The sequence below is a fragment of the Phenylobacterium terrae genome (assembly GCF_042681205.1).
Lineage (GTDB): Bacteria > Pseudomonadota > Alphaproteobacteria > Caulobacterales > Caulobacteraceae > Phenylobacterium > Phenylobacterium terrae.
The window spans coordinates 2,771,769-2,796,418 of sequence record NZ_JBHUEY010000001.1 but is presented as its reverse complement, the minus strand read 5'-3'; the positions used below and the strand labels follow the sequence as shown (position 1 = coordinate 2,796,418).

23 protein-coding genes are annotated in these 24,650 nt (G+C 70.8%); 13 read left to right on the top strand and 10 right to left on the bottom strand.

Annotated features, from left to right (window positions below; all coding sequences use genetic code 11):
- Nucleotide 1: 1 nt before the first annotated feature.
- Both ACFSC0_RS13975 and ACFSC0_RS13970 read left to right on the top strand, forming a co-directional pair.
- Entirely contained in the window at nt 2–313 is a 312-nt protein-coding gene (locus ACFSC0_RS13975) for a hypothetical protein (protein ID WP_377283544.1), read from the top strand.
- Between the two features lie 3 nt (nt 314–316).
- Nucleotides 317–1,381 carry a hypothetical protein gene (locus tag ACFSC0_RS13970; protein WP_377283545.1) on the top strand — a complete coding sequence of 355 codons (1,065 nt, stop codon included), beginning with the start codon at nt 317–319 and terminating at the stop codon, nt 1,379–1,381.
- Nucleotides 1,382–1,660: 279 nt separating this feature from the next.
- Here the strand turns inward: ACFSC0_RS13970 and ACFSC0_RS13965 are convergent, their stop codons facing one another.
- Nucleotides 1,661–4,123, bottom strand: coding sequence for a vitamin K epoxide reductase family protein (locus ACFSC0_RS13965; protein WP_377283546.1), 2,463 nt, complete (start codon nt 4,121–4,123; stop codon nt 1,661–1,663).
- 121 nt (nt 4,124–4,244) lie between these two features.
- On the opposite strand from ACFSC0_RS13965, the gene ACFSC0_RS13960 reads away from it, so the two are divergent.
- On the top strand, nt 4,245–6,155 hold the full coding sequence (locus tag ACFSC0_RS13960) for a BCCT family transporter (protein ID WP_377283547.1): 1,911 nt from the start codon (nt 4,245–4,247) through the stop codon (nt 6,153–6,155).
- Nucleotides 6,156–6,200: 45 nt separating this feature from the next.
- A complete protein-coding gene (locus ACFSC0_RS13955) occupies nt 6,201–7,526 on the top strand; it encodes a DUF2254 domain-containing protein (RefSeq protein WP_377283548.1) in 1,326 nt (441 codons plus the stop codon).
- Here the strand turns inward: ACFSC0_RS13955 and ACFSC0_RS13950 are convergent.
- Both ACFSC0_RS13950 and ACFSC0_RS13945 read right to left on the bottom strand, forming a co-directional pair.
- On the bottom strand, nt 7,523–7,906 hold the full coding sequence (locus ACFSC0_RS13950; RefSeq protein WP_377283549.1) for a DUF1622 domain-containing protein: 384 nt from the start codon (nt 7,904–7,906) through the stop codon (nt 7,523–7,525). The two genes, ACFSC0_RS13955 and ACFSC0_RS13950, sit on opposite strands and share 4 nt — an antisense overlap.
- Before the next feature lie 101 nt (nt 7,907–8,007).
- A complete protein-coding gene (locus ACFSC0_RS13945) occupies nt 8,008–8,415 on the bottom strand; it encodes a PRC-barrel domain-containing protein (RefSeq protein ID WP_377283550.1) in 408 nt (135 codons plus the stop codon).
- A gap of 163 nt (nt 8,416–8,578) precedes the next feature.
- Here ACFSC0_RS13945 and ACFSC0_RS13940 point away from each other — a divergent pair, with 163 nt between their 5' ends.
- On the top strand, nt 8,579–9,919 hold the full coding sequence (locus ACFSC0_RS13940; protein ID WP_377283551.1) for an aminotransferase class V-fold PLP-dependent enzyme: 1,341 nt from the start codon (nt 8,579–8,581) through the stop codon (nt 9,917–9,919).
- A gap of 16 nt (nt 9,920–9,935) precedes the next feature.
- Here ACFSC0_RS13940 and ACFSC0_RS13935 read toward each other — a convergent pair whose 3' ends face one another.
- The 3 genes from ACFSC0_RS13935 to ACFSC0_RS13925 form a co-directional block, all read right to left on the bottom strand.
- Nucleotides 9,936–10,640 carry a phosphoribosyltransferase gene (locus ACFSC0_RS13935; protein WP_377283552.1) on the bottom strand — a complete coding sequence of 235 codons (705 nt, stop codon included), beginning with the start codon at nt 10,638–10,640 and terminating at the stop codon, nt 9,936–9,938.
- On the bottom strand, nt 10,612–11,316 hold the full coding sequence (locus ACFSC0_RS13930; protein ID WP_377283553.1) for a dienelactone hydrolase family protein: 705 nt from the start codon (nt 11,314–11,316) through the stop codon (nt 10,612–10,614). The genes ACFSC0_RS13935 and ACFSC0_RS13930 overlap by 29 nt, the downstream gene beginning before the upstream one ends.
- 292 nt (nt 11,317–11,608) lie before the next feature.
- Entirely contained in the window at nt 11,609–12,478 is an 870-nt protein-coding gene (locus tag ACFSC0_RS13925; protein ID WP_377283554.1) for an oxygenase MpaB family protein, read from the bottom strand.
- Nucleotides 12,479–12,579: 101 nt separating this feature from the next.
- Between ACFSC0_RS13925 and ACFSC0_RS13920 the strand changes: the two genes are divergently transcribed.
- Nucleotides 12,580–13,866, top strand: a complete 1,287-nt coding sequence (locus ACFSC0_RS13920) for a cytochrome P450 (protein WP_377355168.1) — start codon at nt 12,580–12,582, stop codon at nt 13,864–13,866.
- A gap of 24 nt (nt 13,867–13,890) precedes the next feature.
- Here ACFSC0_RS13920 and ACFSC0_RS13915 read toward each other — a convergent pair whose 3' ends face one another.
- Together ACFSC0_RS13915 and ACFSC0_RS13910 are read right to left on the bottom strand one after the other, a co-directional pair.
- A complete protein-coding gene (locus tag ACFSC0_RS13915; RefSeq protein ID WP_377283556.1) occupies nt 13,891–14,310 on the bottom strand; it encodes a globin domain-containing protein in 420 nt (139 codons plus the stop codon).
- Nucleotides 14,311–14,373: 63 nt separating this feature from the next.
- Nucleotides 14,374–14,661, bottom strand: coding sequence for a hypothetical protein (locus ACFSC0_RS13910; protein ID WP_377283557.1), 288 nt, complete (start codon nt 14,659–14,661; stop codon nt 14,374–14,376).
- A 420-nt stretch (nt 14,662–15,081) separates the two neighbouring features.
- Between ACFSC0_RS13910 and ACFSC0_RS13905 the strand changes: the two genes are divergently transcribed.
- On the top strand, nt 15,082–17,739 hold the full coding sequence (locus ACFSC0_RS13905) for a TonB-dependent receptor (protein WP_377283558.1): 2,658 nt from the start codon (nt 15,082–15,084) through the stop codon (nt 17,737–17,739).
- 292 nt (nt 17,740–18,031) lie between these two features.
- Nucleotides 18,032–18,664 (top strand): type B chloramphenicol O-acetyltransferase, encoded by a 633-nt coding sequence (catB, locus tag ACFSC0_RS13900; RefSeq protein ID WP_377283559.1) that lies wholly within the window; start codon nt 18,032–18,034, stop codon nt 18,662–18,664.
- Nucleotides 18,665–18,730: 66 nt separating this feature from the next.
- On the opposite strand, the gene ACFSC0_RS13895 is transcribed toward catB, so the two are convergent.
- Both ACFSC0_RS13895 and phnF read right to left on the bottom strand, forming a co-directional pair.
- Complete coding sequence (locus ACFSC0_RS13895) at nt 18,731–19,864, bottom strand: alpha-D-ribose 1-methylphosphonate 5-triphosphate diphosphatase (protein ID WP_377283560.1); 1,134 nt, start codon at nt 19,862–19,864, stop codon at nt 18,731–18,733.
- A 17-nt stretch (nt 19,865–19,881) separates the two neighbouring features.
- The gene (gene phnF, locus ACFSC0_RS13890; protein WP_377283561.1) at nt 19,882–20,601 is read right to left on the bottom strand and encodes a phosphonate metabolism transcriptional regulator PhnF; all 720 of its coding nucleotides are present in this window, start codon (nt 20,599–20,601) and stop codon (nt 19,882–19,884) included.
- A 153-nt stretch (nt 20,602–20,754) separates the two neighbouring features.
- Between phnF and phnG the strand changes: the two genes are divergently transcribed.
- Genes phnG through phnK form a run of 5 tightly spaced genes read left to right on the top strand, consistent with a single transcriptional unit; the run spans nt 20,755 to nt 24,650 of the window.
- Complete coding sequence (gene phnG / locus ACFSC0_RS13885) at nt 20,755–21,225, top strand: phosphonate C-P lyase system protein PhnG (protein ID WP_377283562.1); 471 nt, start codon at nt 20,755–20,757, stop codon at nt 21,223–21,225.
- Nucleotides 21,225–21,839: a phosphonate C-P lyase system protein PhnH gene (phnH, locus tag ACFSC0_RS13880; protein ID WP_377283563.1), complete on the top strand. Its 615-nt coding sequence runs from the start codon at nt 21,225–21,227 to the stop codon at nt 21,837–21,839. The genes phnG and phnH overlap by 1 nt, the downstream gene beginning before the upstream one ends.
- 5 nt (nt 21,840–21,844) lie before the next feature.
- Nucleotides 21,845–22,954, top strand: a complete 1,110-nt coding sequence (locus ACFSC0_RS13875; protein WP_377283564.1) for a carbon-phosphorus lyase complex subunit — start codon at nt 21,845–21,847, stop codon at nt 22,952–22,954.
- Nucleotides 22,951–23,856, top strand: coding sequence for an alpha-D-ribose 1-methylphosphonate 5-phosphate C-P-lyase PhnJ (locus tag ACFSC0_RS13870; RefSeq protein ID WP_377283565.1), 906 nt, complete (start codon nt 22,951–22,953; stop codon nt 23,854–23,856). Before ACFSC0_RS13875 ends, ACFSC0_RS13870 begins: the two co-directional genes overlap by 4 nt.
- Nucleotides 23,853–24,650 (top strand): phosphonate C-P lyase system protein PhnK, encoded by a 798-nt coding sequence (phnK, locus tag ACFSC0_RS13865; RefSeq protein WP_377283566.1) that lies wholly within the window; start codon nt 23,853–23,855, stop codon nt 24,648–24,650. Before ACFSC0_RS13870 ends, phnK begins: the two co-directional genes overlap by 4 nt.

Sequence of the window (24,650 nt, the reverse complement as noted above, 5' to 3'; positions counted from 1 at the left end):
GATGGGGCGCTGGCTGTTCCTGCTGGCCGGAATGATCGTCTGGCTGGTCCACTTCCTCGGCGTCTACGGCATCGCCAGCGTCGCGGACGTGGCGCTGAAGGACGCCGGCGCCCTGCCCGCGCTGTGGACCGTCGCCGGCTTCACCCTTGCCTGCACCGCCGCCGACGTGGGGGTCGTCGCGGCCGCCGTCCCTCGGCTGCGGCGGGCCGCCGACAGCCTGGACCGGTTCATCTACGGCGGCGCGGCCTTCAACGCCGGCCTCTCGCTGGTGGCGGTGATCTGGCAGGGCCTGCCCGTCATCGTGGGCGGCTGAGCCATGACCTCGCTGCTGCAAGGCGGGGACAGCCTGCCGGTCTCCCTGGGGATCTTCCTCGTCGCGGCGGTGATCGTGTGGTGGGCCGGGACCCGGCTCGCCGGCTACGCGGACCGGTTCGCCGAGGCCACCGGCCTCGGCGGCGCGCTGGTGGGCCTGCTGCTGCTCGGCGGGATCACCTCCCTGCCCGAGATCGCCACCTCGGCGACGGCTGCGATCGGCGGCGCCGGCTCGCTGGCGGCCAACAACCTGATCGGCGGCGTCGCCCTGCAGCTGATGGTCCTGGCCGTGGTGGACGCGCTGGTCGGGCGCGATGCGCTGACCTCCACCGTGCCGCGCCCGGACGTGCTGGCCTACGGGGCCATGAACATCGCCCTGCTGGTGCTGGTGGCCGCGTTCGCGGCGGCCGGCGACGTCGAGATCTTCGGCACGGGCGTGGGCGTCGGGAGCGTCGCCGTGGTCGTCGCCTACGGCTTCTGCCTCACGGCGGCGCGGAACATCGGGCGGGCGGCGACGTGGCGTCCCTCGGACGACGAACGGCCGGGCCACGACGAGGACGAGCCGGCCTTGGACGGGCACGAGGGGCGCGAGTCCGTGCCCCGGCTGCTGGCGCTGATCGGCGGCGTGGCGCTGGTCATCTCCGCGGGCGGCTACGCCCTGTCGCGCTCCGGCGAGCAGCTGGCCGAGCAGACCGGGCTCGGCGCCAGCTTCTTCGGGGCGGTGTTCCTGGGCGGGGCGACCTCGTTGCCGGAGCTCTCCAGCGCCATCGCCGCCGTCCGGCTGGGCCGGCCCCAGATGGCGGTCGGCGACGTGCTCGGCGGCAACATGTTCAACCTGTCGCTGCTGCTCCTCGTCGACGCCTTCTACCGCCGCGGGCCGGTGCTCGCCGAGCTCGGCGCCTTCTCGGTGGTCGCCGCCTGTCTCGGCGCCCTGCTCTGCGCGCTGCTGATCGTCGGCCTGGTCGAGCGGCGGGACAGGACGGTGATGCGGATCGGCTACGACAGCGCGGCGATGATCGGCGTCTACCTGTTGGGCCTGGCGGCGCTCTACCAGCTGCGGGACGCCTGACGCGGATCGCCAGGCCCCCGCCGATGGTTCATCAGGCGACTGTCCCCAGAAGGAGGGCGCGCGATGGCCAAGCGCCCAGACACCCGCAACAGCGACGCGGCGAGAGCCGAGGTCGAGAACTTCCGCATCCCGGAGAAGGAGGGCGTCCCGCCGCGGCCCGCCACCGAGCCGCCGGGCTCCGAATGGTCCGAGCGGGCCGCGAAGACGTCCACCGACCCGGGCTCCGGCGAACCGAGGTCCCACCAGACGCGCCGCCACGCCCGCGAGGCCGCCCCCTGCTCAGACCAGCCGCCGGTTCCAACCGCCGTAGCGTCCGACGATCCGGCCCCGCGGCGCGGCAAGGCCGATCAGGGCCAGGCCGCACACGAGGCTGGCGATCATCGCCGCGGCGCCGGCCCCGAAGACGAAGGGCGTCACCAGTAGGGCTGCGCCGAGAGGCGCGATCAGTAAGCGCGCCGGCCGGGCGACCTCGGCGCAGGCGATCGCCACCACCGTCAGCACCAGCGCACCGATCAGGTGGTCCGCGTCCGCCATGCCGCCCTCGGCGCCCAGGGTCAGCCGGGTGAACATCAGCCACACGCCGATCAGGGCGGCGAGCGCCAGGTTCCAGGGCAGGCTGACGCCGCCGCCCACCATGTCGGCCATCACCTGCCGCACGGGCCGCGAGAACTCGTCCGGCCGCGGCGGCTCGGCGCCCTCGTCGGTGTCGCCCACCAGCAGCACCCGCAGCAGGCTGTGGCCCGCCCGCCGGCGCCGCCGCAGGAACTGGATCGTCGCCAGCAGCTCGTCGAGGGAATAGGGGATCTGCACCAGCATGGCCGCGGCGGCGATCAGGCACAGGGTGCACCATGTGCCGATGACGATCGGCTGGATGACGATGAAGGTGATCGACACCACCCCGAGGGGGGCGATCATCAGCCCGAACAGCAGCACCAGCCAGGGCATGGTCCGCCAGCGGCGGCGGGTCCCGATCACCCCGGTGACGATCTCCAGCAGATAGGTCAGGGCGCCGACGCCGGCGTCCGGCACCGGCCAGGCCTCCGAGACGCTGGAGGTGATGATCTCCTCCGTCCCGTTCTGGGGATCGGGCCCGCCGGCGAAGAACGGCTCCCACACGCCTTCGATGTGGCCCAGCTGGTAGGCGGTCAGGTAGCGCGAGATGAGCAGGCCGACGACCGCCAGGGCGATGATCGGCAGGCGCTGGGTCCAGTCGGAGGGGTTGTAGCTCCAGCCGGGCGGGGTGGCGGGCCCTTCAAGCGCGGCGATCGGCGACGGGCCGGGCTCCGGCTTCAGGCAGACGGCGAAGGCGATGATCAGGCCGCCGACCAGGGTGTCGTTCAGGTAGGCAGCCGCCGAGGGGGTCCAGAACAGCAGCGGCGCGAACAGCACCCACAGACCGACCGCGGCGGCGCCCCACCGCGCGATCCAGAGCCCGCGCGCCAGCGCCAGGGCCGAGAGCGCCATCACCAGCAGGCCGCAGACCACCTCGCTGGCCGCCAGCCGGGCGTCCTCCAGCCCGACCAGCGGCGGCGAAGCCGCCAGCCAGGCGCCGAGGGCGATGTTGACGAACTGCGCCCACCGCCCCTCCTCGTGCTCGCGTCCGAACCGGGCCTCATGGCGGCTGCGCAGCGCCTCCGGATCGAGCGCCTCCTGCTTGGCCTCGGCCAGCCAGGGCGGCGGCGGGACCGCGTTGGCCTTGTACCAGCCCGCCGGATCGGCCTTCAGCGCCTCGACCAGCTTCGGCAAGGTGCTGCGCAGATCGTGCCTGGGGCGCCAGCCGAGCAGGGCCTCGGCCCGGCGGACGTCGAGGGCGTAGTGGTCGTCGGCCATCTCGACCATGAAAGGCCGCACGAAGGGCGCGCGCCCCTGGTCGATGGCGTCGGGGATGACCGGCTCGAGCTTCTCCTGGGCCCAGGCCCCGGCCTTGGCCAGCGGCTTGGCCACCTTCAGGGTCGCCCAGTTCTCCTCCCCGTGAATCAGCCGGCCCAGCTCGTCCTGCAGCTCGCCGTAGCCCATCGCGTCCGGCTCGCCGACCAGAATCACCGCCTCCGGCGGCAACTGGCCGCGGCGGTCGACCGTCCGGCGGAAGGCGTCGATCATGTCGGCCCGGTGCAGCATGGATTGGCCGACGCTCGGGTCGCCCGAATAGAGGTAGCTCTGGACGTCGCGCTCGTAGATGCGGGCGATCTGCTGGGAGAGGGTCGGGACGGCGGAGGTCTCGTCGTAGACGCCCGCCAGGTGCAGCAGCACGTACGGGATAGCCCCGTGCTCCTCGCGGATCACCGCCTCGGCCGCGGCCTTGGATTTCGGGTAGGCCCACTTCGGCGCGATCGGCTGGTCCTCGTCGATCCGCTCCCCGGGGCGGCAGGGCGCATGCACCAGGATGGTGCCGGAATAGACGAGCTGCTCGACCTCGAACCCCTGCAGGGCCCGGAGAAGACGGCGCGTGCCCTCGACGTTCAGCTTCTCGTAGAGGGGGTGCGCCTCGCCGGTGAAGTCGAAGTAGGCGGCCAGGTGCAGCACGCTGGCGATCCGGCCGCCGAACCGCTCGCGCACCTGGCCCAGCGCGGCCTCGACCGACTCGTCCGAGGTCATGTCGGCCTCGATCAGGGGAAAGTCGCCCCGGCCGCCCTTCAGGTCGAGGCCCACCACCCGGTAGGCGTCCGACAGGGCTTCGGCCAACGCCTGGCCGAGGTTGCCCGCCGCGCCCGTGATGAGCACGAGCGGTCGATCGCTGGCCATCGTCCCTCTCCGCGGCTTGTCGGAAAGCGCCCCGGCTTACGTCGGGTTCCAGACGGACCGGGCTGAGCGGCGGGGAACGCTGGGTGCGCTGCCGCGCTTTGGCCCCATGCCCAGGAGCAAGATGAACCCGCGGGTCTTCTGGGGCGCGACCGTGATCATCGCGCTGCTGCTCGGCGCCGCGGTCGTGGCGCCCGGCGCGTCGGACCGGATCTTCCAGGCCGCCCAGGCCTGGGTGATCGACAGCTTCGGCTGGTTCTACGTGGCCGTGGTGGCCGGCTTCCTGGTCGTGGTCGTCGCGCTTGCCTTCGGCTCCACCGGGCGGCTGAAGCTGGGGCCGGACGAGTCCGAGCCCGACTTCCCCTACCCGTCCTGGCTGGCGATGCTGTTCGCGGCCGGCATGGGCATCGGCCTGATGTACTTCGCCGTGGCCGAGCCGGTGCAGCACTACGCCGCCCCGCCGGAGGGCGAGCCGCGCACCTTCGCCGCCGCCCGCGAGGCGATGGTCATCACCTTCATCCACTGGGGCGTGCACGCCTGGGCCATCTATGCCGTGGTGGGGCTGAGCCTGGCCTTCTTCGCCCATCGCAAGGGCCTGCCCCTGACCCTGCGGTCCGGGCTCCACCCGCTGCTCGGCCGGCGCATCTACGGACCGATCGGCGATGCGGTCGACATCTTCGCCATCTGGGGCACCCTGTTCGGCATCGCCACCTCGCTGGGCTTCGGCGTCGCCCAGATGAACAGCGGCCTGGCCTACCTGCTGGGCATTCCCTCGAACCCGGTCGTCCAGGTGATCCTCATCGTGGTGGTGATGGGCGCGGCGACGATCTCGGTGCTCACCGGGCTGGACCGCGGCGTGCGGCGGCTGTCCGAGCTCAACCTGGTCATCGCCGTCTGCCTGATGCTGTTCGTCCTGGCGGTCGGCCCCGCCGGCTTCCTGTTCAAGGCGCTGGTGCAGAACTTCGGCCTCTACCTCGACCACTTCTTCATCCGGACCTTCAACCTCTACGCCTACGAGCCGCGCGGCTGGATGGCCAACTGGACGCTGTTCTACTGGGCCTGGTGGATCGCCTGGTCGCCGTTCGTGGGCATGTTCATCGCCCGCATCTCGCGCGGGCGGACGGTGCGGGAGTTCGTGATCGGCGTGCTGCTGGTCCCCACCGGCTTCACCTTCATCTGGATGACCGTGTTCGGGAACACCGCCATCGCCCTGGACATGGGCGCGGCCGCCGGCGCGATCTCGCAGGCCGTGACGGACGACCTGTCGACCGCCCTGTTCCACTTCTTCGAGCAGCTGCCCGGCTCGGCGATCACCTCGACCCTGGCGGTGCTGCTGGTCGCCGTGTTCTTCGTCACCTCCGCCGACTCCGGCTCGCTGGTCATCGACACCATCGCCTCGGGCGGGGCGGACGACACGCCGCGCTGGCAGCGGGTCTACTGGTGCACCCTGGAAGGCGCGGCGGCGGCCCTGCTGCTGCTGGCCGGCGGACTGGGCGCCCTGCAGGCCGCGACCCTGGTCGCCGCCCTGCCCTTCGCGGCGATCATGATCGCCCTGTGCTTCGGGCTGGTCCGGCAGATGAACGCCGACGTGGCCGGGGTGGCGATCGGGCCCGAGACGCCGCCGCTCCGCGCGCGTCTGAAGCAGATCCTCTCTCCCCCGCGCCGCAAGGAGATCGAGCGCCAGATCGCCGAGGAAGGCGTTCCGGCGCTGCGCTCCGTCTCGGAGGCGCTGGAGCGGGAGGGTCTGCCCGATCCCGCCATGAAGCTGTCGGCTGAGGAGGTGCGCCTGGAGGTCGGAGCCGATCCGGAGACCCGTTTCGTCTACCGGCTCACGGCCGAGCCGCGCCCGCTTCCGGCCTTCTCCAACCTGGAGGCGCCCGAAGGCCGCCGCACTCAGGAATGGCGGTTGATCGCCCGCACCGAGCCCCGCGGCCGCCGACGCGACCTGACCGGCCTCAGTCGCGACCAGCTGGTCAACGACGTGCTCGAACAGCTCGCCGAATGGCGGCGCTCCCCGCGGCCGGCCGCGCCCTAGCGCTCCGGCGGGGAACCGCCGCTGCAACCGGGACTTTGGGGGTGAATGCGCGCGCGCATCGACAGCCTGATCGACGCAATCTCCGGCGCCTTCTGGGCCCTGCCGGCGGCCCTGGTCGTCGCGCTGGCGGCGCTAGGCGCCTTCACCGTGCATCTGCAGCAGGTCGGCGCCTTGCCCGACTGGCTGCCGTCGGGGTGGGTCTACGGCGGCGGAGAGACCGGCGCCCGGGGCCTGCTCGGCGCCATCGCATCCTCCACCATCGGCGTCGCCGGGACGATCTTCTCGATCACCATCGCGGCCCTGACGCTGGCCTCCAGCCAGATGGGCCCCAGGCTTCTGCGCAACTTCGTGCGCGACCGCGGCAACCAGTTCACCCTCGGGGTCCTGCTTGGGACCTTCGTCTACGCCCTCGTGGTGCTGCGGTCCGTCCGCAGCGGGGAGGACGAGTTCGTGCCCTCGCTGGGCGTCACCGTCGGGCTTGGCCTCTCGGCCGTCTGCGTGGCGACGTTGATCTACTTCGTCCACCACGTCGCCTCGCGCATCAATGTCGAGACGGTGATCGACCTGGTCCACGACGATATCGAAGATGCGCTTCACCGGCTGGTCGAGCGGGCGCGGTCGAACGGCCAATCCGACGACTTCGACAGGTCGCGCGCCGCCGAGATCCTGGCGCCGTCTTCCGGCTACCTCCAACAGCTGGACACCGCGGCCCTGGCGGAATGGGCGGCCGAGCACCGCACGCGGATCCGGCTGCTCTACCGCATCGGCGACCACGTGATGCCAGGCGCCGTTGTGGCCCTGGCGGCGCCGCCCGTCGACGGCCTCGATGAGACCTTACGGCGGGCGACCGTGTTCAGCCGCACGGCCGCCGGACAGTCCGACCCCACCTTCGCCCTGCGCCAACTGGTGGAGGTCGCCCTCAGGGCGCTCTCGCCTGGGATCAACGACCCGCTGACGGCCGTGGCGGTGCTCGACCGCCTGGGCGCCTGCCTGGCGAGCCTGGCTGGCCGGCCGCTCCCGAACGGCGTGGTCTTGCACGAGGGCTGGCCCGCCCTGGTCACCCGGGCCCTCACCTACGACGAGCTGGTCGAGGCGATGTTCAGGATGATCCGGCAGAGCGCCGGCGGGGCGCCGGCGGTGCTGGTCCGGCTCGTGGAGATCCTGGCGGCTGTCGCAGAGGTCGAGCGCGACGAAGGTCGGCTGGAGTCCCTACGGCGGCAGGTGGACGCCGCCCTTGAGGAAGGCCGCCGCGGCCTCACCCACATGGGCGACCTGGCCGATCTCGAAGCCGCGGTTCGGAACTTCCTCGCCGCCGCGTCCCACCCCGAGCACCATCCGGACCGGCCGCTGCTCGCCAGGGCCGCCGGCTAGTCCCTCCGCTCGGGCCCGGACGACCGCTCCAGCGCCGCTCGCCGCCAGGGCCAGACGCCCTCGATTTCGGTCTCGAGGGAGAAGCTGAGGAAGGTCCGGATCAGGACGATGGCGGCCAGCAGGCCGACGCTCTGCGGGGTCAGCGGGGCGCCCACCGTGGCGATGATGTCGGCGCCCACCAGCAGTTCCAGGCCCAGCAGGATGCCGCGGCCGAGATTGGCGCGGTAGTTGCGGTAGGCCCGCGCCCGCCGCTCGGGCGCCAGGGCGTCCCGGGCGAAGGCGGCGGAGGCCAGGACTACGCCCAGCAGGATGACGCCGACGCCGGCGTACTCCAGGAGCCTGACCGCCAGTTCGAGCGCCCCATGCAAGCCGGTCCCCATCGCGCCTCGCCTCCTTCGTCAGCTCCGGAACGCGCCGCGGCCCGATGCGGCCTGAGAGGATCGTCAGCCTGGGAATCGCCGTCCGCGCGCGCGGCGCCCGCTCAGACCCAGTAGGGGTTCACGCCGTAGCGCATGTAGTGGGCGTAGATGGCGTCGCGGGAATCGCCGTCGTCCCAGCCGCTGAGTTCCTCGGCGTCGAAGCTGGGCGCATTCTCCAGCGCCTCGCGGTCGCAGGGGATGACGTAGCCGCGCTTGTCCACGTCGTAGCGCAGCAGGCTCCAGGGGATCGGGTGGTAGCGCTCGCCGATGCCCAGGAAGCCGCCGAAGCTCATGATCGCGTAGGCGACCTTGCCGCTCACCTTCTCGATCGCGACGTCCTCGACCTTGCCGATCTTCTCGCCGCCGGTGTTGTAGACGTCCGTGCCGTTCACCCGGTCGGCCGGGATCAACGGGTGCTCGGGCCTGCCGCGAGCGCCGCTCGAGCCGGTGGACGTGTCCTGGTGGACCATCGGTTCCTCCTCCTCCTCCTGACGCCAGCGCCGGTGAGGCGCAACGGCCTGTCGTGAGGCCAACTCGCGTTCGCCCACGTCGTTCCGCGCCGGCCGCGAAGGCGGAACCGGGCGCAGGCTGCCGGGTTGCCCGGCCGAGCCGCCATGCATCGAGGAGGTCGCGGTGCCGCCGCAGGGACGCAAGGGGCCGAGCCGCCGGGAGCTCGCCGCCGGCGCGCTGGCGCTGTCCGCCGCCGCCGCAGCGGCCGGGTGCGATCAGCGAGATCCGCCGAGCCCGGCGATCCCCGAGTTCAGGGCGGGATCCGGCGTCTGGGGCCAGGTCCGCCGGCAATTCGCCCTCAGCCGCGACCGGATCCACATGAGCGCGATGCTGATCGCCTCGCACCCGGCGCCGGTGCGCGAGGCGATCGAGCGGCACCGCCGCGCCCTGGACGCCGACCCGGCCGTCTACCTGGAGTCCAACAACACCCGGCTGACCCGTCAGACGCTGTCGGCCGCCGGCCGCTACATGGACGTGGCCCCGGAGCAGGTGGCGCTGACCGACTCCACCACCATGGGCGTGGGCCTGGTGTACGCCAGCCTGGCGCTGCGGGCGGGACAGGAGATCCTGACCACCGAGCACGACTACTTCGTCACCCACGAGTCGGTCCGCCTGGCCTGCCTGCGCACCGGCGCGACCCAGCGGCGAATCCCCCTTTTCGAGGATGTCCGCCAGGCCGCCGCGGGAGAGATCGCCGGCCGCCTGGTCGGAGCGGTGACGCCCGCGACGCGGGTCATCGGCCTGACCTGGGTGCACTCCAGCACCGGCCTGAAGCTGCCCCTGAAGGGGATCGCCGAGGCCATCGAGCCGCTGAACGCGCGGCGCGATCCCGAGGACCAGATCCTGATCGTCGTCGACGGGGTGCACGGGTTCGGGATCGAGGACGCCGGCCTCCCGGACCTCGGCTGCGACTTCCTGGCCGCGGGGTGCCACAAGTGGCTGTTCGGGCCGCGCGGCACCGGGATCGTCGCGGGCTCGCGGCGTGGCTACGAGGCGTTGATCCCCGGCATCCCCAGCTTCCTGGACGAAGGCGTGTGGGCCGCCTGGCTCGGCGAGAACGAGGCGCCGGAGCGGGTCGACGGGCGCACCCTGACCCCCGGCGGCTTCAAGGACTTCGAGCACCGCTGGGCGCTCGCCCAGGCGTTCGAGCTCCACCAGGCGATCGGCCGGCGGCGGGTGGCCGAACGGACCTGGGCGCTGGCCGGCCAGCTGAAGGAGGGCCTGGCCCGCATGCGCGGCGTGACGCTGGTGACGCCCAGGACGCCCGACCTGTCGGCGGGCATCGTCTCCTTCGACGTCGAAGGGATGGATCCGCAGGCGGCGGTGCGGGCGCTGCGCGAACGCGGCGTGGTCGCCTCGGTCGCGCCCTACGCCACCCGGCACGTGCGCCTGACGCCCAGCATCCGCAACACGCCGGCCGAGGTGGACGCCGCGCTCAAGGCGGTCGCCGGGATCGCGGCCTAGATGCGGCCCCGGCGCGTCAGGGGCGATGCTCGGCCGGGCGTTGCCCGAGGCCCCGCGGCTCCCGCCGGCCCGCGGCCTGGGCGAGCAGGTCGACGACCTCCTCGTCGCTGGTCTGGTCGAAGTCCCGGTACCAGAGGCCGACGGCGTAGAACGGTTCGGGGGTGGCCAGGCAGACCACCTGGTCGGCCTCGCTCTTCAGGCTGGCGACCACGTCCGCCGGCCCCACCGGCACGCCGAGCACGAGCCGGCCGACGCCGGCGCTCTCGAGCCCGCGGAGGGCGGCGCGGACCGTCCCCCCGGTGGCCACGCCGTCGTCGATCAGCAGCACCGTGCGCCCGCGCACCGGCAGGGCCTGGCGCCCGCCGAGATAGGCCTGCCGGCGCCGGTCGATCTCCTGCAGCTGCCTGCGGACCTCCTGGTCCACGTAGCCGGGCGGCGGCGAGACCATCTGCATCACCGACTGGGTCAGCACGACCTGCGGATCGGCGCCGTCGACCAGCGCGCCCAGGCCGAGTTCCGGATGGTGCGGCGCGCCGATCTTGCGGACGAACAGCAGGTCGAGCGGGGCGGCGAACTCCTCGGCGACCTCGAAGGCCACCGGCACGCCGCCGCGCGGCAGGGCGAGCACGATGGGGTCGTCGAACACCTCGTCGCGCAGGGCCTGGGCGAGCTTGCGCCCGGCGTCCCGCCGGTCAGCGAAGATCGGGTCGCGGTTGATCATGACGCCTCTCCTTGGGCGCAATGTCCTTGAGATGCCGGAGGAACCAGGCCTTGGCGTGGCCGATCACCTGATCGAGGGCGCCCGGCTCCTCGAAGAGGTGCGTGGCCTCCGGCACGATGACCAGCTCGACCTCGGCGGTCATCCGCGCCCGGGCGGCCCGGTTGAGGTCGATCACCGGCTCGTCCCAGCCGCCGACGATCAGCAGCGTCGGCGCCGCGACCCTGGGCAGAGCGTCCTGCGCCAGGTCCGGGCGGCCGCCGCGCGAGACCACCGCGGCGACCTCGCGCGGCCGCTCGGCGGCGGCGACCAGCGCCGCCCCCGCGCCGGTGCTGGCGCCGAAGTAGCCGACGGCCAGCCCGGCCGTCGCCGGGTTGTCCATCATCCAGTCGGTCGCCGCCTCCAGCCGCGAGGCCAGCAGCCGGATGTCGAACACATTGCCCCGGTCGCGCTCCTCCTCGGGCGTCAGCAGGTCGAGCAGCAGGGTCGCAAAGCCGGCTTCGCGCAGCTTCTCGGCGACATGGTTGTTGCGGGGACTGTTGCGGCCGCTGCCGCTGCCATGGGCGAAGACGACCACGCCTTTCGCGCCTTCCGGCACCCCGAGGAAGGCGGCGAGCGGCGGCAGGCCGACCCTCTGGATGGCGATCTCTTCCTGTCCTCTGTAGGCGGACGCGGCCATGGCGGGCCTCCAGTCGTCTCCGCCCCCGGCGCCTCGGCGCGCGCCCGGCCTGCAGGCCGCAGCGGCGCATCGCGGCCCAGGAGAGCGCCTGGACGGCGCGGCAGGCCGTCCCGCTGACCAGGGCCGCTCGTCTGGTGAACCCGTGAGGCGGCGCCCCGGTTCGCCGACGGAGCCGATATCCGGCCGGGGCCTCGGCGCGGAAGGCCTCCCGCCCCGCTGTTCACCTGGCGACCCCCCATCCGAGGACAGAGGATGGCCGACCTTTCGCAGGTGAGAGAGCTAGCTCCTGGTTCTAGGCCCCGGCCATCCTGGCGTGGGCGTCGCGGACCGCCGGCGGCGGCGCCCGCCGCGCGGCGCGCCCGAGGCCGCCCAGCATCAGTTCGGCGGCGGCGCGCCGGAGCGGTCTGGCCGACAGCCCCAGGGTCCGGCGGATATCCTCGGGAACGAGATCGATCGCCGCCGCGACGACCAGGGGCTGGAGCGCGCGGCCGGCGACGCCGAGCGGCGAGGTCCTGGCCACGATGTCCAGGAACTCGCCGATGATCGGGTGCGGCCTCAGGAGCGGGCGCATGCGCTCGAGCCAGGCCTCGACCTGCGCCGCCGAGCCCGGCGGGTCGGGCGCGCCGAACGCCCGGCCGAGCCGCGCGCCCTCGGCGAAATAGCGGTCCTTCTCTTCGATCGTCAGCCGCGCCACGTGGCGGTCGTAGGCGTTCAGGAAGCCCCAGCCGGCGGTCAGGTGCACCCAGGTCATCAGCTCCGGCTCCAGGGCGGCGAACGCCTGGCCCTCGGGCGTGACGCCTCGGACCCGCTCGTGCATCCGGGTGACCATGGCGATCCGCGCCTCGGCGGCCCGGGTGGGGCCGTAGGTGGTGATCAGCGTCGCCTCGCCGGTCCGCTGCATCCGCGCCAACGGGTCCGTCCGGAAGGTCGAGTGCTCCCACACGCCGGTGCGCACGCGCGGCTCGGCCAACTCCAGGATCACCGCGGCCACCCCGCCCACCGCCAGGGCGACGGGGTTGGCGTGCACCCGCCAGGCCATCGACTGCGGGCCGAAGAACCCCGGGTCCCCCTTGGGCGCCCGATAGTCGACCTTGCCGCCGCCCAGCGGCGAGCCGGGCAGCCGCTCCCAGGCCGCCTGGCCGATGTGCCCGAGCCTGCTCATCGGCCGAGCATCGCGCCCAACACGGCGGAAGGCTATTGTCGAACGGCGTTCAAATCCTGCCAAGTGGGGGGAAACACGTCGCCCCAGGCGACACGGGAGGGATGATGAACATCGCAGTGAAGCCGCAGGCCGCCGTCGAGGACGTCTCCGCCGTTCCTCTCGCCGAACTCAATCCGGGCCGCGCCAAACGCTTCCAGGACGACACCATCTGGCCGGTCTTCGAGCGCCTGCGCCGCGAGGATCCGGTCCACCTGACCGAGGAGAGCGAGTTCGGCCGCTACTGGTCCATCACCAGGTGGGAGGACATCCTGGCGGTGGACACCAACCACGAGGACTTCTCGTCGGCCGAGGGGATCACCCTCATCAACCAGGAAGCGCTCGAAGAGCAGCGGAAGGCGCTGGGCGATCGGCCGCAGCGCCGCGGCGCCGGCTTCATTACCATGGACGAGCCCGAGCACGGGCCGCAGCGCAAGGCCGTCAGCCCGACGATGGCCCCCGCCAACATCGCCAAGATGGCGCCGATCGTGCGCGAGCGTGCGGGGCAGATCCTCGATTCCCTGCCGATCGGCGAGCCGTTCGACTGGGTCGACAAGGTCTCGAAAGAGCTGACGGCGATGACGCTGGCCACCCTCTTCGATTTCCCGTTCGAGGACCGGCGCAAGCTGACCTACTGGTCCGACGTGGTCACCAATCAGCCGGGCCACGGGCCGGTGACCAGCTGGGAACAGAAGTTCAAGGACATGTACGAGTGCTTCGGCACCTTCCAGCAGCTGTGGAACGAGCGGCTGGACGCCGAGCCGGGCATCGACCTGATCTCGATGCTGGCGCACAACCCCTCCACCCGCGACATGCCGCTGGAGGAGTTCCAGGGCAACGTCATCCTGCTGATCGTCGGCGGCAACGACACCACCCGGAACACCATCTCCGGCAGCGTCTTCGAGCTGAACCGGAACCCCGCCGAGTACGACAAGCTGCGGGCCAACCCGGACCTGATCCCCTCGATGGTCTCCGAGACCATCCGCTACCAGACGCCGCTGGCGCACATGGCGCGCGTCGCCAAGCGCGACGTCGAGGTGGGCGGAAAGACCATCTCGGCGGGCGACCGGGTGGCCATGTGGTACATCTCGGGCAATCGCGACGAGACCCGCATCGAGCGGCCGAACGACTACATCATCGACCGCGCCCGCCCGCGTGAGCACCTGTCGTTCGGCTTCGGCGTCCACCGCTGCGTCGGGAACCGGGTGGCCGAAATGCAGCTGACCATCATCTGGGAAGAGATCCTGAAGCGCTTCCCGCGCATCGAGGTGGTGGGCCAGCCGACGCGGACCTTCTCGGCCTTCGTCCATGGCTTCGAGAGCCTGCCGGTCGTCATTCCGGCGCGGAACTAGCCGGGCCGTGCGCTGCGCGGGCCGCTATGCGGCGGCCTGCGCGGCCTCGACCTTGGCGACGATGGATTTGACGTCCCGCAAGGTGTCGTCCCACGCCTCGTCCACCTCGGCGGTCCATTCCGCGCCGAGCAGCTCGCGGAACACGGACCGCACCACGTCGAAGAAGGTGACGAACTGGGCCGGCGGCACGCCGAGGCCCTGGTGGTTGGTCATCTCGGCATAGATCATGTTGGCGCCGTAGGCTTTCGGCCCGGCCAGGTCGATCAGGGTGTCGATCACGTGGCCCAGCATCGCGCCCCGCGCGGCGCCCTGGCGGTCCAGCAGGAACATCCCCTCCAGCTCCGGACTGGCCGCGAACAGCCGCGCGTAGACCTGCGGCGTCGGATCGCCGTGCAGCTCTCCGACCCGCTCCAGGGACCAGACCACCAGACCACGATCAGCCATGTTCCGACGCCTCCGCGCGCTGTCCCAGGGATCTGGCCCGCTTCGAACGCTGTTCAGCAAGCCTCACGTGAACTCGTGCGCCGCCTCGGCCAGCAGCTGGTCGCCCGGCCCGTAGGCCAGCAGGCGCAGCTTGTGGACGCCCTGCTCCGCCCCGGCGGTCAGCCAGACCAGCTCCTGGGCGGCCCGCGACGGCAGCGCCTCGGTCAGGGCCGCTTCGACCGCGCAGAGCAGCGGCATCCCGGCGGTGCTGGCCACCGAGGCCTCGACGCGCTGCGGCCGGTGCGGCGACAGGCTTCGGACGAACCGCTGCGTCGCCGCGGCGATCTCCTTCAGGGGCGGGGATTGAGACATCGATCTTCTCCGTTGGGTTCGGGCCCCGGCCGGAGACGACATCAAAAAACCCCGTCTCCTGGCTGGAGCGGGGTTGAAGTCCTTTAGATCCTTCGGGTTGTCAGCCCGCGCGCGATCGCCCCCGTCCGGTATGGCCGGTGGTAATCATCATCATCGCAGCGGTGTCGCGCAGGCGGCGCATTCGACGAACGTCCCTGAGGGGCTGACCGGGCCTTTGTAATCCAACCGGGTCCGACCGCCAAGCTCGGCGCGGCGGCCTGTGCCCGACAAGTCGCGGCCGCGGCATCAACCTTTCATTAAAACGGCGCGCGGGTGACACGTCCGCGCCCTATCGCCTCCGCCCGTCTGCTGAACGCCACTGCCAAGGGGGACGGGCGAATGTCCAAGACGATGGTTAGCCGTGCGACGCGCCGCACGCGCATGAGACTGGGGCTGCTCGCCTGCGCCGCGGCCGGTCCGCTGCTGCTTGGCGCCGGAGCCGCGCACGCAGACGACGACGACGCCTCCACGGTCGCCGAGCTGGTGGTCACCGCCACGCCGATCCGGGACAGCATCGAGAAGTCGCTGGAGATCCAGCAGCAGTCCGACAACGTCGTGAACGTCATCGCCGCCGACACCATCGGCCGCTTCCCGGACGCCACCGCCGCCGGGGCGCTGGCCCGCCTGCCGGGCGTCGGCGTCCAGCGCGACCAGGGCCAGGAGCGCTACATCCAGATCCGCGGCGCGCCCACCCGCTGGACGACGGTGGCGCTGGACGGGATCAACGTGCTCGGCGCCGAGGACCGGATCTTCCGCTTCGACTCCGTGCCGGCCGCCCAGATCAGCGAGCTGATCCTGAACAAGACGCTGCTGCCCGACATGCCCGCCGAGGCCCTGGCCGGTCGCGTCAACATCCAGACCTATTCGCCGCTCGACAACCCGGGCTTCCACGTCTTCGGCGAGCTCGGCGGCGGGTTCGTCGACATGGGCGAGGGGCCGGTGAAGTCCTACGCCGGGCGCGTCTCCTGGTCGAACGGGACCTGGGGCGTCAGCCTGATCGGCTCGCACTACGAGTTCGAGCAGCACACGGACAACGACGAGCCGAGGTTCGACGACGTCGGCCTGGCTTCGATCCGCTTCACCAAGTACGTCATCGTCCGCGAGACCGAGTCATATTCGGCCAAGGTGGAATACTCGCCTTCCGACCAGCATTACCTCTCCCTGAGCCACCTGCACGCCGACTTCACCGACTTCGAGGAGAGAAACTGGTACCGGTTTCAGTACAACCAGGCGTTCTCGGGCACGAGAAACTTCGAGACGGCCGACCTGATCGGCGTGCCGACCGACGCCTCTTTCGCCAACGGGATCTACTCGAACGGCGTGAGCTTCACCGTGCTCCACGGGGAGCATGAGATCTCCGACTGGGAGGTCGACTGGAACCTCGCCTACACCACCACTGAGTTCAACAACTTCTACCCCTCAGTAACTCAGCAGACGTCGACGGCCCTCGGCCGCCCGACAGCGGAGAATGCGCTGCTCCTGCCGTCGATGCAGATCCGGGTCAACGCGATCAGCGGCGGGGTTCCGGTGCACACCCTCTACGACACCGTCAACGTCGGCGGCGTCCTGACCCGAGGCGCTCCGCGCACCTCCCTCAACCAGCTGAGCTTCACGGAGGAATTCGCCAGCGAATCCACCGCTCGGCTCGAGACCGAAGCCGTCACGGCCACCTTCGACGTGGACCGCGACTGGTTCAGCTTCGGGGCCGACGCGCGGTTCAGCGCCGGGTTCCAGATCGACGACCGCGCCCAGGAGAACGATCTCACCGCCCTCGTCCGTCCGGACGGTACGGTCGTCACCGCCAACCGGAGCGGGTTCAACCTGCGCAACGTCGCCGCGCAGCTCAACCTGCCCTGGAACGCCAACAGCTACGTGACCAGCGTTCCCTTCGATCAGAACGTCAATCGCGGCTTCACGGCGAACTACATCCACAACCCGGCGATGTCCCATCAACTGCTTGTATTGATGGACGCCGCGCGCGCCGCAAATGCGGCTGGGACGGGCAACTTCGCGGTCTACGACGTCGATCCCCGGTCCACCAACACGGTGGATGAGAAGGTCGCCGCCGCCTACGTGATGAACCGCTGGAAGTGGGACCGCCACACCCTCGTCGCCGGCGTTCGGGTCGAGCGCACGGAGATCGAGACCAAGGGCCTGGCGGCCGTGGGAGGCGCCCTCGTCCCGCTGACCTTCTCCAGCGAGGAGACCCACGTCTTCCCGAGCCTGCACTACAACTTCGATTACTCGGACGATCTGAAGTTCAGGGCCGCGCTGATCTCCGGCGCCGCCCGGCCCAGCCTTGAGGACATGCGCGCCACGGTCTCGATCAACGAGACCTCCGAAACCATCTCCGGCGGCAACCCCTTCCTGACCCCGGAGACGGCCTACGGCCTGGATCTGTCGGCCGAATGGTACTTCGCGCCGGCGTCGATCCTCGCGGTGAGCGCCTACCACCGCGAGGTCAAGGACGTGCTGTTCAGCGCCTCCAGCATCGTGGGCGACGACAGCTACGACTTCGACGGCGTGGACCGGAGCCACTACACCCTGTCCTCCACCTTCAACGGCGGCGACGGCCACATCTCCGGCGTCGAGTTCGTCTACACCCAGCCCTGGACCTTCCTGCCGGGCTGGCTCTCCGGTTTCGGTTTCCAGGGCAGCGTCGCCTTCACCAAGGGCGAGTTCGAAACGCCGACCGGGGAGACGGTCGAGTTCCCCGGCACTTCCGACCGCATCCTCGGAGCCACCCTCTTCTACGAGAAGTACGGCCTTTCCGCGCGGCTGAGCTACCAGTACCGGACGGACTGGCTCGACGAGGTCTTCCCGAGCGGAAGTTCGGCCAATTCGAACCTGTATTGGGACGAGACCACGCGCGTGGACCTCTCCGTCCGCTATCAGGTGACCGACGCGGTCTCGCTGTTCCTGGACGCCAACAACCTCACCGACGAACGCGGCGTCCGATACCAGGGACGCGAAGACCGGCCCTACGAGGTGGAAGGCTTCGGCCGCAAATACCTGGCCGGCCTGCGCTTCACCTTCTGATCCCCACCGGCCCGGGCCCCCTCTCCGGGCCGGCTCTCCCCGGCGCCCCTGCCCTGCGGCAGGGGCGCCGTTTCCTTTTCCGGGACGTGCACGGCGAGCCCGGTTGAGCGCCGGCCAGCTGCGCTATAGGTTCGGCCCATGGCTGAGAGCCACTGTACCACCTGCATCGGGTCCCCGCGCTTCTGACGCCAGGGACATCCTGCCGGGCGCACGCCGGCCGACGCCGCGCGCCTCGATCCTCAATCTACTAGGGCGACGCTTTACAGGCGTCGGCCCCGATGCGGTGACGATTGTGACGAACTATTTTGAGAGCCCCTTCAGGGGCATTCCCCTGGACCAGCAGGTCCGGCATCCGAACATCGTGGTCGGGCGATACAGCTATTATTCCGGCTACTACCACGGCCACAGCTTCGACGATTGCGCCCGGTTCCTGCTGCCTCACGAGGACGCGGACAGGCTGATCGTGGGGAGCTTCTGCTCGATCGGATCCGGCGCCGCCTTCATCATGGCGGGCAACCAGGGCCACCGGAACGAGTGGATCAGCACCTTCCCGTTCTTCCACTATCCCTACGAGCCGCGTTTCGAGAATGCGGCCGACGGCTACCTGGCGGCCGGGGACACGGTCATCGGGAACGACGTCTGGATCGGGTCCGAAGCCATCATCATGCCGGGCGTCCAGGTGGGCCACGGGGCGGTGATCGGGACGAGAGCGCTGGTGACCCGGAACGTCGAGCCGTACGAGATCGTCGGCGGCAATCCCGCGCGAGGGATACGCAAGCGGTTCGCGGCTGACGAGATCGCCATGCTCCTCGAGATGGCCTGGTGGGACTGGCCTGACCCGGATCTTCGCGCGGCGGTTCCGCTGATCACCAGCGGGGACGTCGAGGCCCTTTACCGCCACTGGCGCAGCGCCGCCTCCCGCTGACCGCGGCCGGGAAGCCCGCCCTCCGCGCGGGCTTCCTTTCGGCGGGCGTGCGGCCGCGCATCGCCGTCAGGCGACGCGGCGCCCCTTGACCCAGACGCCCCGCACCACCGGCATCCCGTCCACCGGCCGCACCCGCACGAGGTCGGCGCGCCGGCCGGGCGCGATGCGGCCGCGGTCGGTGAGGCCGGCGGCCCGCGCCGGCGCCTCGGTCACCAGGGCGACGGCCCGCGGAAGGCTCCAGCCGAAGGGCTCGGCGGTGATGCGGAAGGCGCACTCGATCAGGCTGCGCGGCACGTAGTCGGAGGCGAAGGCGTCGAGCAGCCCAAGCTCCGCCAGCTCGGCGGCGCGGACGTTGCCGGAGTAGGAGCCGCCGCGGATCAGGTTCGGTCCGCCCATCACGATGACCATGCCGCGCTCGCGCGCCTTCCTGGCCGCCTCGATCGTGACCGGGAATTCCGAGACGGTGGCGCCGAGGTCGGCGGCCTCCTCGACGTGCGCCTCGTCCTCGTCGTCGTGGCTGACCAGGGGGAGGCCGCGCTCCTTGGCCAGCGCGGCGACGTAGACCCGGTTGGGCGCGGCGTTGCGGGACTGGCGCGCGCGCGCCTCGGCGAGCCGCTGCTCGACGGCCAGGTCGGTCATGCCGTTGGCGCGCCAGTTGGCGGTGTGCTTCTCGACATTGCGGTACTGCCGCTGGCCGGGCGTGTGGTCCATCAGCGAGATCATCGCCGTCATCGGATGGTCGGCCAAGTGATCGAGCCGCTCGCGCAGGTGGTCCGAAGTGGTCTCGCAGCGCCAGTGGATGCGGTGGTCGCCCTTCAGCATGCCGGCGCGCCACGCCGTCAGCAGCCCGTCCACCAGCCGGCGCAGGCTTTCCTCGGCCCGGGCGGGACTGGCGTTGTAGGTCCCGACGCTCAGCGAGTCGTAGGTGGTGGTCACCCCCACCGACAGGCCGCAGCCGTCGTGGGTCACCGCCGCTGAGACCGGGTTCCAGTCGATGTTCGGCCGCGGGAAGTAGTGCTTCTCGAGGTTGTCGGTGTGCAGGTCGACGACGCCGGGCATCAGCACGTCGCCCTCGAGATCCTCGCCGACCGTGGAGGCGCCGGACGCCACCTCGGCGATCTCGCCGTCGCGCACCAGCAGCGAGCCGATGAACTCCTCCTCGCCCGCAACGATGCGCGCGTTCCGAAACGCTAGCTCCACGAGATCCCTCCTTGGGGTCAGTCGAATTTCGGTTCGTAGAAGTCGATCTCGACCTCGGCCATGGAGCGGCTCTCGCCGTACTCCAGCGGCCGGCCGAGGCCGTCGACGTTCAGGTAGCGGTGGACCAGCAGCGGCACGTGCTTGGGCACGTGCAGCAGCTCGCACTCGCGGGTGGTGGGCAGCCGCGCCGAGATGGCGGTGCGACGGCGGGTGTAGTCGGGGATGCCGGAATCGATCAGCGTCTGGGTGATCGTGCCGCGCTTCTTGTACATCTCGATGAAGGTCGGGAAGCGCTGGAAGCTGAAGACGTGCTGGCCGATTCCGGTGGGCTCGTCGTTCACGAACCGCATCCGCTCCAAGAAGATCACCGGCTCGCCGACCTTGATCTCCAGGGCCTGGGCCATCCGCGCGTCGGCGGGGCGGACCTCCAGCTTCAGGGTCTGGGTGCGCGGCTGGGCGCCGCGCTTGCGGACGTTCTCGGTGAACCTTGGCCGCTTGTTGAGCCGCACCGGCGTGGTCGCGCGGCGCACGTAGCTGCCCCGCCCCTGGGTGGACTCCACCATCCCCTTGTCCTGCAGGTCCAGCAGCGCCCGGCGGACCGTGTGGCGGTTGACCATGAACTGCCGCGAGAGCTCGTGCTCCGTCGGCAGCTTGTCGCCCGGAGACAATTCACGGGCCCGGATACGCTTCTCCAGGGATTGGGAAATCTCCCGCCACAGGGGCACGCCAACGGCCATTGCAGAGCCTCTTCAGTTATCGCAACGCTGTCTAGACAAGTTTTACTACTGTCACTGAAGTTTCATTCTTGTGTTCTTGCCGCCCAATGTGGCTTACACTACCAATCGCCTCAGACGAATACAACAGTCTGCTTGTTTGTCGGAGGTAATCGAATGAGCCTGGGAACGGTTGTCGGCGAGGCGCCTCCGGAGCGGCGCCGCTGGCTTTCAGTGCTCGCCAAGGCGCTGCCGCGCGAGCTGGTCGAGGCCTGGGAAGAGCTGAAGGACCGCCCCGCCTTCACCGCCCTGCGCAAGGCCGAGACGGGTCTGGTTCTGGTCCGCGGCCGCATGGGCGGCACAGGCAATCCATTCAACGTGGGCGAGATGACGGTGACCCGGGCGGCCGTGCGCCTGCCGGGCGGCGAGACCGGCGTCGGCTACGTCGGCGGCCGCGACAAGCGCCACGCCGAGCTGGCCGCGGCGGTGGACGCGATGATGCAGTCCCCCACCCTGCGCGAGCGCGCCCAGGCCATCGTCGAGCGGCTCGCCGCCCAGCAGCAGGCGCGCCGCGAGACCGCCGCCCGCAAGGCCGCCGCCACCCGCGTCGACTTCTTCACCATGGTCCGCATGCGGAGCCCCGACTGATGTCCGTGACCCTCGACCTCGCCAAGATCCACCCGGGGTTCCTGGACCCGGTGCGGGAGTCCCAGGCGGTGTTCCGCAAGGTGATGGACGCCGTCGCCCGCCCGGGCAGCGTCGCGGACCTGGCCTTCGCCGTCGACGGCCCGCCCGGCCTGGACTGCGCCGCCGCCGCCGTGGCCCTGACCCTGTTCGACTTCGAGACCCCGGTCTGGCTCGACCCGGCGCTGGCCTCCAGCGAGGCCGAGTCCTGGATCCGCTTCCACGCCGGCTGCCCGCTGACCGCTGAGACGGCCGAGGCCGACTTCGCCCTCGTCACGCGCGCCGAGGCCTGCCCGCCGCTCGCGGCCTTCAACCAGGGCGATGCGAAATACCCGGACCGCTCCACGACGGTGATCATCCAGGTCGCGGCCCTGGACGGCGGCGAGCCGGTGGCCCTCACCGGACCGGGGATCAAGACCGAGACCACGATCGCGCCCCGCGGCCTGCCCGACGGCTTCTGGGAGCAGATCCAGACCAACCACGCCCAGTTCCAGTTCGGCGTCGACGTCCTGCTCGTCGCCGGCCCCAAGCTTTTGGCCCTGCCGCGCAGCACGCGCGCCCAGATCAGGAAAGGCTGAACCCCATGGCCTACGTCTCCGTGAAAGGCGGCGAGAAGGCGATCACCAACGCCCATCGCTGGCTGGAAGAGGATCGCCGCGGCGATCGCACCATCCCCGAGCTCACCGTCGACCAGGTCCGCGAGCAGATGTCGCTCGCCGTCGACCGGGTGATGGCCGAGGGCTCCTGCTACGACCGCGACCTCGCGGGCCTGGCGATCAAGCAGGCGCGGGGCGACCTGCCGGAAGCGGTCTTCCTGCTGCGCGCCTACCGCACCACCCTGCCCCGCTTCGGCGCCTCGCTGCCGATCGAGACCGAGGACATGGCGGTCCGCCGCCGCGTCTCGGCCGCGTTCAAGGACATCCCGGGCGGCCAGGTGCTGGGCCCGACGTTCGACTACACCCACCGCCTGCTGGACTTCACCCTGGCGGCGAACGGCGAGACCCCGATCGCGCCGGCCCCCGAGGCCGAGCAGCCGCAGGAATACCCGATGCCGACCATCGCCTCGGTGTTCCGGCACGAGGACCTGCTCGAGCACGAGGAGCCGACCGAAGGCGCCGAGGAGCCCTTCGACCTGACCCGCGAGCCGATGAGCTTCCCTGCCGGCCGCGACCAGCGGCTGCAGGCCCTGGCCCGCGGCGACGAGGGCTTCCTGCTGAGCCTCGCCTACTCCTCCCAGCGCGGCTGGGGCTCCACCCACCCGCTGTGCGGCGAGATCCGCCTGGGCGAGGTGGCCGTCGAGTTCGTGCCCGAGGAGCTCGGCTTTCCGATCGAGATCGGCGAGATCACCGTCACCGAGTGCACCATGCTGTCGGGCTTCTCCGGCTCGGCCAGCCGCGCCCCGCAGTACACCCGCGGCTACGGCCTGACCTTCGGCCACTGCGAGCGCAAGGCGATGAGCGTGGCCATCGTCGACCGCGCCCTGCGCCACCGCGAGGTGGGCGAGCAGGCCGACGCCCCGGTGCAGGACGAGGAGTTCGTCCTCTACCACTCCGACAACGTCGAGGCCTCGGGCTTCGTCCAGCACCTGAAGCTGCCGCACTACGTCGACTTCCAGGCCGACCTGCAGCTCATCCGCCGCCTGCGCCAGGAGTTCTTCGACCGGCAGGCCGCCCTGAAGGAAGCCGCCGAATGACCGCCTCCAACGCGCCCGAGCGCTACTACAATTACGCCTACCTCGACGAGCAGACCAAGCGGATGATCCGCCGCTCGATCCTCAAGGCGCTGGCGATCCCCGGCTACCAGGTGCCGTTCGGCTCGCGGGAGATGCCCGTGCCCTACGGCTGGGGCACCGGCGGCATCCAGCTGACGGCGGCGATCGTCGGCCCGGACGATGTCTACAAGTGCATCGATCAGGGCGCCGACGACACCACCAATGCGGTCTCGATCCGCCGCTTCTTCGCCAAGGTGGCCGACGTCAAGACCACCGAGGACACCGGCGAGGCGACCATCATCCAGACCCGCCACCGGGTCCCGGAAAAGCCGCTGACGTCCAACCAGGTGCTGATCTACCAGGTGCCGCAGCCCGAGCCGCTGCGGGGCCTGGAGCCGCGCGAGACCGAGACCCGGGCCATGCACGCCTATGCGGAGTACGGCCTGCAGTACGTCTCGCTCTACGAGAGCGTCTCGCGCTACGGCCGGATCGCCAACACCGCCAGCTATCCGGTGATGGTGGAGGAGCGCTACCTGATGAGCCCCTCGCCGATCCCCAAGTTCGACAACCCCAAGCTCAACGACAGCGACGCGATCATGCTGTTCGGGGCGGGCCGGGAGAAGCGCATCTACGCGCTCCCGCCGCACACGACCGTCCGCAGCCTCGACTTCGAGGACTACCCCTTCGAGGTCCAGACCTGGGAGCAGAGCTGCGCCCTCTGCGGGTCCGAGGACAGCTACCTGGACGAAGTCATCCTCGATGACGCCGGCCAGAAGATGTTCGTCTGTTCCGACAGCCACCACTGCGCCGAGCGGCGCGAGGCGGGCCACGCCGGCCCCATGGCCGGCCACGCCCTCGACCAGTCCAAGGAGCCGGCCCAGTGAACGCCCCCGCCGGGAAATTCGACGTCGAGCCCCTGCTCCGCGTCAGCGACCTCACCAAGTGGTACGGCCACGTGCTCGGCTGCCGCGACGTCTCCTTTGAACTGCGTCCCGGCGAAGTGCTGGGCGTGGTCGGCGAGAGCGGCTCGGGCAAGACCACCCTGCTCAACTGCATCTCCGGCAAGCTGGAGCCCAGCTCGGGCGCGGTGGAGTTCGACACCTACCGCTTCGGCCTGAAGGACATCTACTCGCTGTCCGAGCCGGACCGGCGGCGGATGCAGCGCGAGGAATGGGGCTTCGTGCACCAGAACCCGCGCGACGGCCTGCGCATGCGCGTCTCCGGCGGCGCCAACGTCGCCGAGCCGCTGATGTACCTGGGCCAGCGTCACTACGGGAAGATGCGCCAGGCGACCATCGACTGGCTCGACCGGGTCGAGCTCGACACCCGGCGCATCGACGATAAGCCGCGCAACTTCTCCGGCGGCATGCAGCAGCGCATCCAGGTGGCCCGCAACCTGATCCACGGACCACGGCTGGTGTTCATGGACGAGCCCACCGGCGGCCTCGACGTCTCGGTGCAGGCCCGCCTGCTCGACCTGCTGCGCGAGCTGGTCCGCGACCTGAACCTGGCGGTGATCATCGTCACGCACGACATGGCCGTCGCCCGCCTGATGGCCGACCGGTTGATGGTCATGAAGGGCGGCCACGTTGTCGAGACCGGCCTCACCGACCAGGTGCTGGACGATCCCCAGCACCCCTACTCCCAGCTCCTCGTCTCCTCCGTCCTGCAGATCTGA

Excerpts from the sequence above, each read along its gene's own strand:
- ACFSC0_RS13975 (WP_377283544.1), top strand. The coding sequence starts at position 2 with ATGGGGCGCTGGCTGTTCCTGCTGGCCGGAATGATCGTCTGGCTGGTC.
- ACFSC0_RS13970 (WP_377283545.1), top strand. The coding sequence starts at position 317 with ATGACCTCGCTGCTGCAAGGCGGGGACAGCCTGCCGGTCTCCCTGGGG.
- ACFSC0_RS13965 (WP_377283546.1), bottom strand. The coding sequence starts at position 4,123 with ATGGCCAGCGATCGACCGCTCGTGCTCATCACGGGCGCGGCGGGCAAC.
- ACFSC0_RS13960 (WP_377283547.1), top strand. The coding sequence starts at position 4,245 with ATGAACCCGCGGGTCTTCTGGGGCGCGACCGTGATCATCGCGCTGCTG.
- ACFSC0_RS13955 (WP_377283548.1), top strand. The coding sequence starts at position 6,201 with ATGCGCGCGCGCATCGACAGCCTGATCGACGCAATCTCCGGCGCCTTC.
- ACFSC0_RS13950 (WP_377283549.1), bottom strand. The coding sequence starts at position 7,906 with ATGGGGACCGGCTTGCATGGGGCGCTCGAACTGGCGGTCAGGCTCCTG.
- ACFSC0_RS13945 (WP_377283550.1), bottom strand. The coding sequence starts at position 8,415 with ATGGTCCACCAGGACACGTCCACCGGCTCGAGCGGCGCTCGCGGCAGG.
- ACFSC0_RS13935 (WP_377283552.1), bottom strand. The coding sequence starts at position 10,640 with ATGATCAACCGCGACCCGATCTTCGCTGACCGGCGGGACGCCGGGCGC.
- ACFSC0_RS13930 (WP_377283553.1), bottom strand. The coding sequence starts at position 11,316 with ATGGCCGCGTCCGCCTACAGAGGACAGGAAGAGATCGCCATCCAGAGG.
- ACFSC0_RS13925 (WP_377283554.1), bottom strand. The coding sequence starts at position 12,478 with ATGAGCAGGCTCGGGCACATCGGCCAGGCGGCCTGGGAGCGGCTGCCC.
- ACFSC0_RS13920 (WP_377355168.1), top strand. The coding sequence starts at position 12,580 with ATGATGAACATCGCAGTGAAGCCGCAGGCCGCCGTCGAGGACGTCTCC.
- ACFSC0_RS13915 (WP_377283556.1), bottom strand. The coding sequence starts at position 14,310 with ATGGCTGATCGTGGTCTGGTGGTCTGGTCCCTGGAGCGGGTCGGAGAG.
- ACFSC0_RS13910 (WP_377283557.1), bottom strand. The coding sequence starts at position 14,661 with ATGTCTCAATCCCCGCCCCTGAAGGAGATCGCCGCGGCGACGCAGCGG.
- ACFSC0_RS13905 (WP_377283558.1), top strand. The coding sequence starts at position 15,082 with ATGAGACTGGGGCTGCTCGCCTGCGCCGCGGCCGGTCCGCTGCTGCTT.
- phnF (WP_377283561.1), bottom strand. The coding sequence starts at position 20,601 with ATGGCCGTTGGCGTGCCCCTGTGGCGGGAGATTTCCCAATCCCTGGAG.
- phnG (WP_377283562.1), top strand. The coding sequence starts at position 20,755 with ATGAGCCTGGGAACGGTTGTCGGCGAGGCGCCTCCGGAGCGGCGCCGC.
- phnH (WP_377283563.1), top strand. The coding sequence starts at position 21,225 with ATGTCCGTGACCCTCGACCTCGCCAAGATCCACCCGGGGTTCCTGGAC.
- ACFSC0_RS13875 (WP_377283564.1), top strand. The coding sequence starts at position 21,845 with ATGGCCTACGTCTCCGTGAAAGGCGGCGAGAAGGCGATCACCAACGCC.
- ACFSC0_RS13870 (WP_377283565.1), top strand. The coding sequence starts at position 22,951 with ATGACCGCCTCCAACGCGCCCGAGCGCTACTACAATTACGCCTACCTC.